Source organism: Deinococcus radiodurans R1 = ATCC 13939 = DSM 20539 (genome assembly GCF_000008565.1).
GTDB classification, from domain to species: domain Bacteria; phylum Deinococcota; class Deinococci; order Deinococcales; family Deinococcaceae; genus Deinococcus; species Deinococcus radiodurans.
In genome coordinates this window covers 858,094-870,518 of record NC_001263.1, presented here as the reverse complement: position 1 = coordinate 870,518, position 12,425 = coordinate 858,094, and the positions used below count along the sequence as shown (strand labels likewise).

Below are 12,425 nucleotides of genomic sequence, written 5' to 3'. Positions count from 1 at the left end.
ACCCGTCGGTCACGGCGACTCCGCGCCGAGGACCAGCCAGCCGTCCTCGTCGGCCACCACGTGGTCACCGGGGCGAATGGTCACGCCCGCGAAGGTGACCGGCACGTCGCGCTCGCCTTCCTCGAGTTTGCCGCTGCGCCGGGGATGCGCTGCCAGCGCCCGGATGCCGAGGTCGAGCTCGCGCAGCTCGGCGGTGTCGCGCACGCAGCCGTGGATGATGACGCCTTCCCAGCCGTTCTCCACCCCGAAGACCCCCAGGTTGCCGCCCAGCAGCGCGCAGTTGAGGCTCCCGCCGCCGTCCACCACAAGCACGCGGCCCGCGCCCGGCGTTTGCAGCGTCTGGCGCACCAGCGGGTTGTTTTCGCTGATTCGCAGGGTCACGGCGGCGCCCTGAAAGCGCGTTCGGCCCCCGAAGTCGCGCAAGACCGGCGCAGCCACCTGCGCTTGTGGCTGGGCGTCACTCAGGTCGGTGGTCGGTATGAAGTCGGTCATGGACCTCAGGCTAGCGCCCCGGCCCGCCGAGGTCAGCCCCCGGTTGTGAGGCGCGCTACCAAGAGCGGCAGAAACCCTAAAAGTTGCACCAGCAGCGCGGGCAGCAGTGGGAGCAGCGCGGCGGGCCACGCCCCGGCACCGGCCCCCGCGCCGCGCAGCGCCCGGCCCGCCAGCACGCACTGCGCGGCGGTCACGAGCAGGCTGCCCAGCACCAGCACCAGCGCCGCCGGGGTCTGCGCAGCGCTCACCAGAGCCGCCCGTTGCAGCGCCAGCGGCGCTCCATGCGCGGCGGTGACCTGCGCCGGGTCGAGCGCCCAGCTCGCCGCCGGGGTCAGCGCGATCAGCACCAGCGTCAGCACGCTCAGCAACATGGGCAGGGTGAAAGTGGCGCTGAAGACCTGCGCGACGGGCAAGCGCCGCGTTTCGCCCGCCGCCGTGCCGAGCCGGCTGCCCAGTAAACCCAGCCCCCACATCAGCCCGAAGGTGAGCGCCGTCAGAAAGACGCTGCCGAAGACATTGGTCACGTGCGTCAGCAGCGGCGGCGTGAGTTTGGCCCCCTGTCCCGCCGTGTGCGCCGCCTGCGCCGCGAGGTTGAGCCCGGGCCGCAGCAGCAGCGCGTAGCTCAGGCCCGACAGCAGCGCCGCGACCAACACCGGCAGCCAGTACTCCCCGACGCCTGCCCCCGAGCGCACCACGGCGGCCCCGAACGCCTCAGGCCGGGTCAGCACCTCGGCGGGCAGCGGCGCGGACGTAGGGGCCTGGGGTTGGGGCTGGGGTTGGGGCTTATTCCGGGGTTTGGACGAGCGAGCAGAGGCGCGGGAACGGGGAGCGGGCATCCGGGCACTGTAATGCGCGGGGCGCCGCCCGGCCAGGATACGGCGCCCCCACGGCTGATGGCCTCAGCGCAAGAAGCGCTCCGCCGTGTCGAACAGACTCTGCACCCCCGGCAGCGAGAGCAGCGCCAGCGCCAGCCCGAACAGCACGATGATCACGTAAGACCCGCTGACCCAGGGGCCGGGGGCGCGCCGCTCCACTGGGTCGGGCCGGGGCGTGAGCCACAGATGCAGCACCGTGAGCACGGCGGCGCCGAACAGCAGGGCGAGCAGGGCGGCGGGCAGCCGCAACGCGCCGCCCGCGAGCAGGTCACCGCTCTGGCCCTGGCCGACTTTGCCGATCAGAACCAGCCCCAGAACCACCGCGAGCAGGTTGTTGAGCGCGTGAACGATGACCGAGTCCCACAGGCTGCCGGTGTGCTGGGTGAGGCGCGCCAGCACGTAAGCGAGCGGCAAGATGCCTGCGATGCTCGCCGGAACCCCGTGCGCCAGCGCAAAGGCCACAGTGGTCGCCACCGCTGCCACCCCGAACCCGGCGGCGCGTTCCTGGCCGCGCATCATCAGGCCGCGAAAGGCGATTTCCTCGGCCAGGGGAATAAGCAGCCCCGCCGCGAGGACGAGCGGCACCACGTCCGCCCCGCGCGACAGGAACTCGGGCACGGTGTCGGCGGCGCTCGGCACCAGCATCACGTAGGCGATGACGAAGGCCCGCGACGCCAGAAACGCCAGCACGAAGGCCGCCAGCGCCGTGCCCCACGACGGCGGCGTGCGCCAGCGGGTGTCGGCCCGCAGCGCGCCATCGCCCCTTTGAAAGCGGTCAGCGCCACCAGCACCGTCACGGCAAACGACAGCAGCAGCGCCGTGCCGAGCGGCAGCCCCAGCCCCAAGCGCACCGCCTGTCCGTTCGCGCCCAGCGGCACCCACACGCCCATCGCGAACGCCGACACCACGTTCTGCACCACCAGCAGAGTCAGGGCGGCGCGGTTGCCGCTGAGCGCCGTGATTTGTGGCCCGGTGTCCTGGGGAGCTTCCGGGGACGGTGCGGCCTGCACGGGAGGCAGTGCCCCATCCTCCGGCCAGCCTGGGCTGGGTGCGGCAGGCAAGGAAGGCGTCACCTGCTCCTCGGGCCGGGCAGGTGGGGGCGGCGGGCGGTCCGGAGCAGTCATTCTGGGGTCAGGGTAGCGCGGGGCCGCCCGGGAGCGCCTTGGCCCTCCGTTTCGCTCCGCAGGCGATGCCACCGCTTTGCCGACCGGGTAACAGCACGGGGGCGGCGCAGGCGCTAGCCTCGGGGCGTGACGGCAGGTGGAATGAAAACAGCAGGAAAGGCACAGACGGCGGGCGGTCCCTGGCCGCAGGACGTGGTGGTGTTCGACCTGGAAACGACCGGGTTTTCTCCGGCGAGCGCGGCCATTGTCGAAATCGGCGCGGTGCGGATCGTGGGCGGACAGATCGACGAGACGCTGAAGTTTGAGACGCTGGTGCGCCCCACCCGGCCCGACGGCAGCCTGCTGAGCATTCCCTGGCAGGCCCAGCGGGTCCACGGCATCAGCGACGAGATGGTGCGCCGGGCGCCAGCCATAAAAGACGTGCTGCCCGACTTTTTCGACTTCGTGGACGGCTCGGCGGTGGTGGCGCACAACGTCAGCTTCGACGGCGGTTTCATGCGGGCGGGCGCCGAGCGGCTGGGCCTGAGCTGGGCGCCCGAGCGCGAGCTGTGCACCATGCAGCTCTCGCGCCGCGCCTTTCCCCGCGAGCGGACGCACAACCTCACCGTGCTCGCCGAGCGGCTGGGCCTGGAGTTCGCCCCCGGCGGTCGGCACCGCAGTTACGGCGACGTGCAGGTGACCGCTCAGGCTTACCTGCGCCTGCTCGAACTGCTCGGCTGAGAACGCTCCGCGACGTTTACCGCGCCGCGCCCGTCACCTTCGGCACGAACACGATGGCGTTGGGCACCGGGCGGCTCCACACCGTGTTGAGGTAGCCGCCGAGGTCGCCGTAGCCGCTCGTGCTGTAGGCGGTGGCGCTGCTGCCGCTGTCGAGCCGCAGGCGTCGCTCAGGCCCGCCTGCACCAGCGCGGCAGCAAACGCCTCGGGGGTGCCGTGCTCCAGATAAGCGATGGTGGGCTGGCCCCGCCACAAGCCCAGCGCCACCTGCCGGGTCGGGCGCCAGATGGACGCGCCCGTATCGAATCCCTCACGGCGTGGGTCGGTCACGGGGCGGCCCGCCTGCACCAGCAGCGGCCCGGCGCTCAGGGCGTCGCGGGTCTGCGGCCACGGCGCGTCGTCCGTGCGCCAGTCGAGGCCGACGTCCAGCGGTTCACCCGCCTGCCGGGGCAACTGCGCGAACCGGGCGGGGTCGAAGGTGAGGGTGAGGGTGCCCGCCGGGGGCACGTGGGGGCCAGACACCGCCCGCGTCACCGTACCCGCGCCGAGCTGCACGTGCAGGGTGAGCAGCCCCGCCGCGCCGACCAACGTTTGCCCATCACCGACAAAAGCCGTGAGCCACTCGGGCCGCGCCCGGCTGGTCACCGCGTTCGCCTGCACTTCGCCGAAGGCCCCGCGCACCCGGTAGCGGGGCCGGGGATATCCAAAAATCAGGCCGCCTCCCGGCAGCAGCCCCACCGTCGCGCGTTTTTCCAGGCTGGCGGCGGTCATCAATCCCCCGCTGACCACGAGGTCCACTGGCAGGGCGGAGGCCAGGTCGAAGTAACTCGCGTTGACCCCTGCTACGCCGCCGGTCTGCGTCACGAGCTGCGCCACTTCGGCAAAGCTGCCGCGCGGTGCCGAGACCACCCGCGCCTGAAAGCGGGCCGGGTCGAAACTCAACAGGTGCAGCCCGCCGAGCTGCCGGTAGGTCACCCCGGCGGGCAACGCCTGCGGGTCGAGCGGCGGCGGCACCTCGCGGCTGAGCTGCGTCACCGTGTCGATGACGATGCGGGGCGGGTCCGCCAGGGTGAACACCTCGCTGCGGCCCTCGCCGGTATGCAGCCGCACCCAGCCGCCCCCGGCGTCCTGCTCCAGCGTGAGCCGGTCCCCGGAAGGTAAGGCCTGCTCGCCCGGCGTGAGGCCCACCCCCGGCAGCCGCACCGCCAGCCCATCGGTGATGCGCTGCACCTCGTGAACGACGGGCGCCGAGAGTTCGAGCACCACCCGCTGCGTTTCCACCTGCCGGTGCAACTCGCGGTTGACCCGGACCGTCTGCAACTGGTTCCCGAACACTGGCACCGGCCCCAGCGTGGTCTGAGTCGGAGGCGGCGCGGTGGTCACAGCGTCGGCTGAGAAGGTCGTCGGCACCACCGGGGAAGGCGCCGTTGGAGATGACAGGACTGGCGGCAGGTCCGGCGAAGGCGGCAACGTCTCCCCCGGCACCCGCAGCGGCGCGCTGAAGGCGAGGAGCCCCGGCGTATCGGCCTCCAGCGGCACTCCGAGCAGGCGCAGGGCGGCGAGCGGCGCGTACAGGCTCTGGCCCTGAAGCTGCGGCGCGGGCAGGGAGCCATTCAGGCTCAATCCCAGCGCGCGCCAGCCCCGCTCCGGCGCGTAGCGCAGTTCACGCGCTCCCCATTTCAGGCGCAAGTCCTGCGGATCGTTACGAACTTCTACCCCCAGGCGGGGCAGCGACCAGACCGGCAGCATCTCCGCGCCGCCGAGCAGCCGGGTGCCCACGCTGGCCGCCTGCACGCTCCCCCCGATGGCGACGGGCCGGGCCTGCGCCGCTCCGAGCGTCAGGAGGGCAGTGGCGAGGGCCCAGAGCGGCGGGCGCAAGCGAACGGGAACAGGGAGAACCGGCATCTTCACGTGGGGAGCATAGCGGGCGCGAATGCCGCGCGGCACGCACGGAACGGGGCCGTCAGAGCTTTGTGCCAGAGCGCTCCTTATACTGCGCGGCGACATGATTGAACCTTCACTTGCCCTGTACGGCGAAGCGTTCGCCCGGGTCGACCAGCATCTGGAAGAGCTGCTCGGCGCCACCGGCGTGCGCTACTGCCTGCTGGTGGACCGCAAGGGCTTCGTGCTGTCGCACAAAGAAGCCCTGTGGGCGCCTCGCCCCCCCGCGCTGGACTCGGTCGCCACGCTGGTCGCCAGCAACGCCGCCGCCACCACGGCGCTGGCGAACATGCTAGGCGAGCCCACCTTCGCGGAGCAGACCCACCAGGGAGAAAACGGCACGCTGTACGTCGAATCGGTGGGCAGTGACGCCCTGCTGACGCTGATTTTCGATGCCAGCGTGGCGCTGGGCAAGGTCAAGGTGTACGCCCGCAAGACCATCGGCAAACTCGAACCCATTCTCGACGAAGTGCGCGACCTGCCCGAGCCCGAACTCGGCGCGGACTTCAGCCAGGGGGCCACCGCTCTGCTTGACGACCTGCTCGGCTGAGTTCTTGCTGGGCTGAACATCTGGTCGGCCAAGCGCCCTGCGGCCCGGTCCTGTCTCCCTTCCTGCTTTTCCCCTGCGCTGAGGCCCCCGCCCAGCTTCTTTTCCCGGAGGTCACGTGAGTACCATCAACTTCGCTGCCCGTGAGATCAACTGCAAAATCGTGTACTACGGCCCCGGTATGTGCGGCAAAACCACCAATCTCAAGCATGTGTTCGGCAAAGTACCCGGCCACCTGCGCGGCGAGATGGTGTCGCTGGCGACCGAGGACGAACGCACGCTCTTTTTCGACTTTCTGCCCCTTGACCTCGGCACGGTGCAGGGCTTCAAGACCCGCTTTCACCTCTACACCGTGCCGGGACAGGTCTTTTACAACGCCAGCCGCAAGCTGATTTTGCGCGGCGTAGACGGCATCATTTTCGTAGCCGACTCGGCACCGGGCCGCCTGCGTGCCAACGCCGAGAGCATGCGTAACCTGCGCGAGAACCTCGCCGAACACGGCATCGACATCAACGACGTGCCGATTGTGATTCAGATCAACAAGCGCGACCTGCCCGATGCCCTGCCCGCCGACATGATCCGCGCCGTCATCGACCCCCAGAGGCGGTACCCGACCTACGAGGCCGTCGCTTCCAAGGGCACGGGCGTGTTCGAGACGCTCAAGGCCACCAGCCGCCTGGTGCTGGAAAAGCTGTCGCGCAACCGCTGACGCTTCCGCCCGCTTACTACGCCTCTGCCTCGCCGGTGGAGGCGCTTTTTTTGTGTTCCGCCTTACCGAAACTGACGCCAAACTGATTGCTTTATTGGGATTCTAAAGCTATGCTGCGTAGACCCCAATGGAATACATCTCGACTGCCCTCATTTCGTGGCTGGGCTTCAATGCCGCCGTGCTCGGCTTGCTGCTCGCCGTCTTCCTGACCCGCCGCCATGAGCCACTGCGCTGGGAAGAGTGACCTCCGCCCTCACCGCGAGCACCGACGAAAAAGCCCCCGCCGCCGCAGGGGCCTTTTTGTTGGTGCCGGGAACGGGACTTGAACCCGCACGAGTTGCCTCGGTCGATTTTAAGTCGAATGCGTCTACCGATTCCGCCATCCCGACGAGAAGGCAGGCATGAGTATATAAAAAACCCTGCCGGGTGGGCAGGGGCCAAAGTGGTGGAGGTGGGCGGAGTCGAACCGCCGTCCAAAGGTCCGTCCAGCGTGCGTCTACGTGTGTATCCCACTGTTTGATTGTCGGGCCGGCGCTCACCAGTGGGCAGGTTCTCGCAGGCCGTAGCTCCATAAAGTTTCGCCGTCGGCTATGGAGAATCGCCTGGGCTAGCCTTCTTTTTTAGTGACTTCCGCGACGCCAAAGGCCGGGCTGCACGGTCGTCATCTCACTTAAGCAGCGAGAGCGTAGTTCTGGTTGCCAGTTAAATGGCTTTGCCGTTTGTTTACGAGGCCAACGGCACCTCGACACGCAACATCACCTTCAGTTCCCCTGTCGAAACCGGGTCACCCCCAGCGAGCTTAGGCGAAAGAGGCAACTGCTTTTCCTCCGCTTTCAGCGTCCTACAGGATAGCAGAAAAGGGGGCTTTTATCGCGCCCAGCGCCGCGCCTCCGCCCTGAACCAGCCTGATGAATCTGCTCATCTGAGCGTCAAACTCTGGGCGCCTTTTTCGGTGTGTGTTGCTCTTTTATCTGGGCAGCGACGCGCTATCCTGGGCGGTTGTGAGTGCGGCTGCCCGGAGTGGAACACAGGTCAAGACCTATCTGGAACTCGTGAAGTTCGAGCACACAGTGTTCGCGCTGCCCTTTGCCTACGCGGGGATGCTGCTGGCGAGCATGGCCCAGAACGGCACCGGCTGGCCTGGCTGGCACACCCTGATTTGGGTCACGGTGGCGATGGCGGCGGCCCGCACGGCGGCGATGGCGGCCAACCGCGTCATTGACCGCGCTATTGACGCCCGCAACCCCCGCACGGCGGGCCGCGAAGTGCCGAGTGGCAAGGTCAGTCCGGCGCAGGCGTGGGGGCTGGTGGCGGTGAGCGTGGCGGTGCTGCTGTTCGCCGCGTGGCAGCTCAACCCGCTGTGCGTGGCGCTGCTGCCGCTGGCGCTGCTCTTTCTGATCGGCTACCCGTACACCAAGCGCTTTACCTGGCTGTGCCACGCCTGGCTGGGCGTGACCGACGGGGCGGCGGCGGCGGGCGGCTGGATCGCGGTCACCGGGCACTTCTCGCCGGTCGCCTGGGCGCTGTGGGCCACCGTGGTTTTCTGGATGATCGGCCTGGACACCATCTACGCCACGATGGACTACGCCTTCGACCGGGCGAACGGCGTGAAGAGCATTCCGGCACGCTTCGGGATTCCGGCGGCGCTCAACATCGCGGCGGTGAGCCACGTTCTGACGTTCGGGCTGCTGCTGCTCGTCGGTGTGCTGGCGGGCGCGAGCGTCTGGTATTACCTCGCCGCGCTGGTCATGGGCGCCATCTTGCTGTTCGAGCACCGCATCGTGGACCCGCAGGATTTGGGCCGGGTCAACGTGGCTTTTTTCGACGCGAACATGTGGCTGGCGATCACCATGCTGCTGGGGGTCGTGATGGACGTGACGTGGCGGACGCTGACCTGAACGCCGACGGCCCGCCTGAGCGTCTGGCATGGATTCCGGCGGACGCGGCGCGGGCCTTCGTGGACGGCGACGAGCATCACGCCCGCACGCTGCTCGCCCGTGCCCGTGACGCCGAAGCCCCCGGCAGCCTGGCTTGGGCGCGGCTGGAACGGCTCTACGGCCTGGTGTCCATCCACGTGCTGCGCGAGGTGGAAGGCACCTTTGCCCTGGAACGCTCGGACGCGGCGCTGCTCGCCCTGGGTGCCGAGCTGCCGACGCTCGACGACCTCGAAGCGCGGGCTGGGGCGGCGAGCCCTTAAACTGTCCCTCATGCCTCTTTGCCTCCCCGCCTTCTCCCGGAGCGCCGCCGCTTGACGCAGGACCGCACGCTGGAAACTTCCGAGGCCGAGTTCGCCCACCGCTACGCCGCCTACGCTGCCGAGGGCGAGCTTTACCCGCAGACCGAGGGCAGCCCGCTGCTGGAATTTCTGAGTGGGGGGCGGGTGCTGTACCTCTTCGACCGCTGCGGCCCCTACGCGGCGCGGCCCGGTCCGGCGCGGGTGGTGGTGCATGGCCTGCTCGACCTGAGCGAAACTGAGGTGCTGGGGCCAGATGCCGGAGACGCTGGGGAAAGCCTGACCGTGCAGGGCGTTTCGGCGGTCACGGGCCGCGGGCAGATCGTGCAGGCGTCGCGTCGGGTGTGGGTGGTGCAGGCGCGGCTGCCGCTGGTGCTGGCCGACTTCGGGCCGCTGCCGTCCGCGCAGCCCGGCGACTGGGTGGCCTTTCGGACGCTGCCGCCGCTGCACGGCTTCGTGGTCAAGCCCGCCGGGTCGGGATTCTCACCCGCACAGCCCCTATCCTCGGGCACATGAAGGCCCGTTTTTTGCTGCTCGCCGCCCTGCTCTCGGGCGTGGCCGGGGCGTACACCGTCAAAAAAGGCGACACCCTCTACTCGCTGGCCCGGGGCAGTGGCCTAACGGTGGACGCCCTGATGCGGCTCAACGGCCTGAGCACCCCTGAACTGCGGGTGGGGCAGGTCATCAAATTGCCGGGCGAGGGAGCGGCGACTCCGGCCACGCCAGCACCCGCAGCCCCCACACCGGCAACCCCGGCTCCGGCGGCCCCCGCACCAGCCCCTGCCGTGCCCACCAAGCTGCCCACCGTGGCGACGGCGGCCAACGTGCTCAAGCTGCCCGGCGTGACGATTACGGCCCCCAAGGCCCTGAAGATGGGCGACGGTTTCGCGCTGCGGCTGAGCGGCGAGCAGGCGGCGAACGTGACGGTGCGCTTTCCCAGTGAACTCGGCGAGGACGTGCGGCAGCCCAACGAGGAACTGCGGCCCCTGTGGAGCAGCGGGCAGTACATCGTGCCGGGCCGGGTGGTGCTCGGCAAGACCACCCCGGTGATCTACGAGGTGCGGCTGGGCGGCGACGTGGTGCGCGGACAGATTCCGGTGGGCGACCTCGGGCAGCGGGTGCAGCACCTCAACCTGCCGCCGAGCATCAGCAAAGTGCTGCAAGACCCCGCGCGCGAAGCCGAGGACGCTGCCGTGGAACAGGCGTACCAGCGCCGCACGCCGCAGCAGTGGCAGCAGCCCTTCGCCTCCGCGCTCGCGAGCGGTAAAGCCACGAGCAGCTCTTTTGGGCAGCCGCGCACCTACGTTGCGGGCGGCAAGGTCGCCTACCACTACGGCACCGACTACCCCGCCCGCAGCGGCACAGCGGTGCTCGCCATCAACGACGGCACGGTGGTCATCGCGGGCCGCTACCCGGTGCGCGGCGGCTTGGTCGTCATCGACCACGGGGCCGGGGTGGTCAGCCTGTACTTCCACCAGAGCAAAGTGACGGCGAAGGTGGGGCAGCAGATTAAGCGTGGGCAGAAGGTGGGCGAGGTCGGCAGCACCGGCCTGAGTGCCGGGCCGCACCTGCACCTCGAAGTCCGGGTGCGCGGCGAAGGCACCAACCCGGCGGGGTGGATGGGCAAGCTCTGGCCGTGAGGCCGGGGAGGTGTAGAGCGAGGCGAGCCGAGAGGCCGCCCGACCCTCTACAGTGGCCCCATGCGTCCCCTTCCCACCCTTGAAGAACTGAACGAGCGCGGCGAGGGCTTTTTGCCCGGCATGGTCGGCATCCGATTTACCCACATTGAGCGCGGGCTGCTGCGCTCCGAGCTGACGGTGCGGCCCGAACTGTTCGCGCCAAACGGCTACCTGCACGCGGCGTCGGTGGTGGCGCTCGCAGATACGACCTGCGGTTACGGCACCCGCGTGCTGCTGCCCGACGAGGCGACCGGGTTCACCACCATCGAACTCAAGAGCAATCACCTGGGCACCTCGCGCCAGGGCGTCGTGACCTGTGAAGCCCGCGCCGTGCACGCCGGGCGCACCACCCAGGTCTGGGATGCCGAGGTCCGCAACGAGCAGGGCAACGTGATGGCGCTGTTCCGCTGCACCCAGGCCGTGCTGTATCCCAAGTCCTGAGCGTTTACCCTGTAGCCATGACCGATTCTGATTCCCAGAGCCCGGACACTCAGCCCGAAGTGGCGCGCCTCCAGCCCGGCGACACCTTCCCCGACTTCTCGCTGCCCGACGCGGCGGGCGACCTGCACAGCCTGGGCCAGTACGACGGCAAATACGTCGTGCTGTACGTCTACCCCAAGGACGACACCCCCGGCTGCACCAGGGAAGCCTGTGATTTCCGCGACCATCAGCTCCTGCGGCAGCACGGCGCGGTCATCCTGGGCGTGAGCCGCGACGACGCCGCGAGCCACCAGCAGTTTGCCGACAAGTACAGCCTGCCCTTCCCGCTGCTGAGCGACCCGGATGCCGAATTTTTGCGGGCCATCGGCAGCTACGGCCCCAAGACGATGTACGGCAAGACCAGCGAGGGCGTCAAGCGGCAGACGTTCCTGATCGGCCCCGACGGCAAACTCGTCAAGTCGTGGCTGGCGGTGCAGGTGGACGGACACGCCGACGCGGTTGCTGCCGCGATTGACAAGGATCTGCAAAAGAAGGGCCAGGCCTGATGGACCTTGAAGCCCTGAAAAAAGAAGCCGCTTTGCGCTCCGTCGCCCTGGTCCAGAGCGGGCAGCGGGTCGGCCTGGGCACCGGCAGCACCGCCAAATACGCGATTGAAGAACTAGGACGCAAGCTAGCGGCGGGCGAGCTGAGCGGCATCGTGGGCGTGTCCACCAGCGAGGCGAGCGAAAAACTGGCGCGCGAGGTCGGCATTCCGACCGAGCCGCTCGACCCGCGCCCGCTGGACATCGCTATTGACGGCGCTGACGAGATTGCGCCCAATCTGGACCTCGTCAAGGGGCTGGGCGGCGCCCTGGTGCGCGAGAAGATGACCGAGGTGCAGGCGAAGCGGCTGATTATCATCGCTGACCACACCAAACTGGTGACCCGGCTGGGCGAGAAGGCACCGCTGCCCATCGAGATTGTGCCCTTCGGCTTTCTCTCCACCATCGAGCGGCTGCGCGAATTTCTGCCCGGTGGCCGTCTGCGGCAGCCCGGCGCGCAGCCCTACGTGACCGACAACGGCAACTACATCTTCGACGCGCAGTTGCCCGCCGAGTTTGACGCCCGCGAACTGGAACGCCGCATCAAGGGCACGCTCGGGGTGGTGGACACCGGGTTGTTCCTGGGAATGGCCGAGCGGGCCTTCGTGGCCGCGCCGGACGGGGTGCAGGAGCTGACGCGCTGAATGAAGTGTTCGGCCCCCCGTTCTCTGCACAGGTGGAGGTCGGAGGGCGCATTTCTTCTGGCGAGAATGAGATTTTGAGCGCCTTAGCAAAGCGGGAATGAAACGGAAGCATTAACTCTGATGGTGCTGAACACTGCACATAACGTGGCGGCGGAAGGCAGAAGGACCACTGGGCAGAGACCAGCGGGACGTGTTTGCCGGAACGCAGGGCTAGAGCATTTGACAGCAAAAGACACCCTCACCCCTCGCTGCGCGAGGCCCTCTCCCATGAAGGTAGAGGGTCAAAAATGCAGGGCATTATTTTGTCAAATGCTCTGGTGGCTGCGGGTCACACTGGCAGACAGCGAGGTGCATAAAGTCTATTGGCGAATCAGTCCCAGAACACCCCTCTAATCCAAAAAAGGCCGGAGCACATGCCACTGCTCTGGCCCTTTCCTTTTGC

At 68.6% G+C, this 12,425-nt stretch carries 15 protein-coding genes, 1 tRNA gene and 1 other RNA gene; 10 read left to right on the top strand and 7 right to left on the bottom strand.

Features of this window, described 5'->3' with window-relative positions; genetic code table 11:
- Window positions 1-9 precede the first annotated feature (9 nt).
- From rraA to DR_RS16665, 4 genes are all read right to left on the bottom strand, one after another.
- A complete protein-coding gene (gene rraA / locus DR_RS04440; protein ID WP_010887505.1) occupies window positions 10-492 on the bottom strand; it encodes a ribonuclease E activity regulator RraA in 483 nt (160 codons plus the stop codon).
- A 32-nt stretch (window positions 493-524) separates the two neighbouring features.
- Window positions 525-1,328 (bottom strand): hypothetical protein, encoded by an 804-nt coding sequence (locus tag DR_RS04435; protein ID WP_227086006.1) that lies wholly within the window; start codon window positions 1,326-1,328, stop codon window positions 525-527.
- A 63-nt stretch (window positions 1,329-1,391) separates the two neighbouring features.
- Window positions 1,392-2,057, bottom strand: a complete 666-nt coding sequence (locus tag DR_RS16670) for a CPBP family intramembrane glutamic endopeptidase (protein ID WP_234944677.1) — start codon at window positions 2,055-2,057, stop codon at window positions 1,392-1,394.
- Complete coding sequence (locus DR_RS16665) at window positions 2,012-2,491, bottom strand: hypothetical protein (RefSeq protein WP_234944676.1); 480 nt, start codon at window positions 2,489-2,491, stop codon at window positions 2,012-2,014. Before DR_RS16665 ends, DR_RS16670 begins: the two co-directional genes overlap by 46 nt.
- Window positions 2,492-2,632: 141 nt before the next feature.
- Between DR_RS16665 and DR_RS04425 the strand changes: the two genes are divergently transcribed.
- Window positions 2,633-3,211, top strand: a complete 579-nt coding sequence (locus DR_RS04425; protein ID WP_051618862.1) for a 3'-5' exonuclease — start codon at window positions 2,633-2,635, stop codon at window positions 3,209-3,211.
- 33 nt (window positions 3,212-3,244) lie between these two features.
- On the opposite strand, the gene DR_RS04420 is transcribed toward DR_RS04425, so the two are convergent.
- On the bottom strand, window positions 3,245-5,113 hold the full coding sequence (locus DR_RS04420) for a hypothetical protein (protein WP_420895959.1): 1,869 nt from the start codon (window positions 5,111-5,113) through the stop codon (window positions 3,245-3,247).
- Window positions 5,114-5,213: 100 nt separating this feature from the next.
- Between DR_RS04420 and DR_RS04415 the strand changes: the two genes are divergently transcribed.
- The gene (locus tag DR_RS04415) at window positions 5,214-5,699 is read left to right on the top strand and encodes a roadblock/LC7 domain-containing protein (protein WP_010887500.1); all 486 of its coding nucleotides are present in this window, start codon (window positions 5,214-5,216) and stop codon (window positions 5,697-5,699) included.
- Between the two features lie 115 nt (window positions 5,700-5,814).
- Window positions 5,815-6,405, top strand: coding sequence for a GTP-binding protein (locus tag DR_RS04410; protein WP_010887499.1), 591 nt, complete (start codon window positions 5,815-5,817; stop codon window positions 6,403-6,405).
- 304 nt (window positions 6,406-6,709) lie between these two features.
- Here the strand turns inward: DR_RS04410 and DR_RS04405 are convergent.
- Both DR_RS04405 and ssrA read right to left on the bottom strand, forming a co-directional pair.
- A tRNA-Leu gene (locus tag DR_RS04405) sits at window positions 6,710-6,794 on the bottom strand.
- A gap of 54 nt (window positions 6,795-6,848) precedes the next feature.
- Window positions 6,849-7,197: a transfer-messenger RNA gene (ssrA, locus tag DR_RS04400) on the bottom strand.
- Between the two features lie 209 nt (window positions 7,198-7,406).
- Between ssrA and mqnP the strand changes: the two genes are divergently transcribed.
- From mqnP to rpiA, 7 genes are read left to right on the top strand one after another with little or no spacing between them, the layout of a single operon-like run.
- Window positions 7,407-8,303: a menaquinone biosynthesis prenyltransferase MqnP gene (gene mqnP, locus DR_RS04395; protein WP_027479699.1), complete on the top strand. Its 897-nt coding sequence runs from the start codon at window positions 7,407-7,409 to the stop codon at window positions 8,301-8,303.
- Window positions 8,285-8,602, top strand: coding sequence for a hypothetical protein (locus tag DR_RS04390; protein WP_010887496.1), 318 nt, complete (start codon window positions 8,285-8,287; stop codon window positions 8,600-8,602). Before mqnP ends, DR_RS04390 begins: the two co-directional genes overlap by 19 nt.
- 51 nt (window positions 8,603-8,653) lie before the next feature.
- Entirely contained in the window at window positions 8,654-9,154 is a 501-nt protein-coding gene (locus DR_RS04385) for a hypothetical protein (RefSeq protein WP_034349654.1), read from the top strand.
- A complete protein-coding gene (locus DR_RS04380; RefSeq protein WP_010887494.1) occupies window positions 9,151-10,278 on the top strand; it encodes a LysM peptidoglycan-binding domain-containing M23 family metallopeptidase in 1,128 nt (375 codons plus the stop codon). The genes DR_RS04385 and DR_RS04380 overlap by 4 nt, the downstream gene beginning before the upstream one ends.
- A 60-nt stretch (window positions 10,279-10,338) precedes the next feature.
- Window positions 10,339-10,758, top strand: coding sequence for a PaaI family thioesterase (locus DR_RS04375; protein ID WP_027479700.1), 420 nt, complete (start codon window positions 10,339-10,341; stop codon window positions 10,756-10,758).
- A 17-nt stretch (window positions 10,759-10,775) separates the two neighbouring features.
- Window positions 10,776-11,303: a peroxiredoxin gene (locus DR_RS04370; protein ID WP_010887492.1), complete on the top strand. Its 528-nt coding sequence runs from the start codon at window positions 10,776-10,778 to the stop codon at window positions 11,301-11,303.
- The gene (gene rpiA / locus DR_RS04365; protein WP_010887491.1) at window positions 11,303-11,983 is read left to right on the top strand and encodes a ribose 5-phosphate isomerase A; all 681 of its coding nucleotides are present in this window, start codon (window positions 11,303-11,305) and stop codon (window positions 11,981-11,983) included. Before DR_RS04370 ends, rpiA begins: the two co-directional genes overlap by 1 nt.
- Window positions 11,984-12,425: the final 442 nt, after the last annotated feature.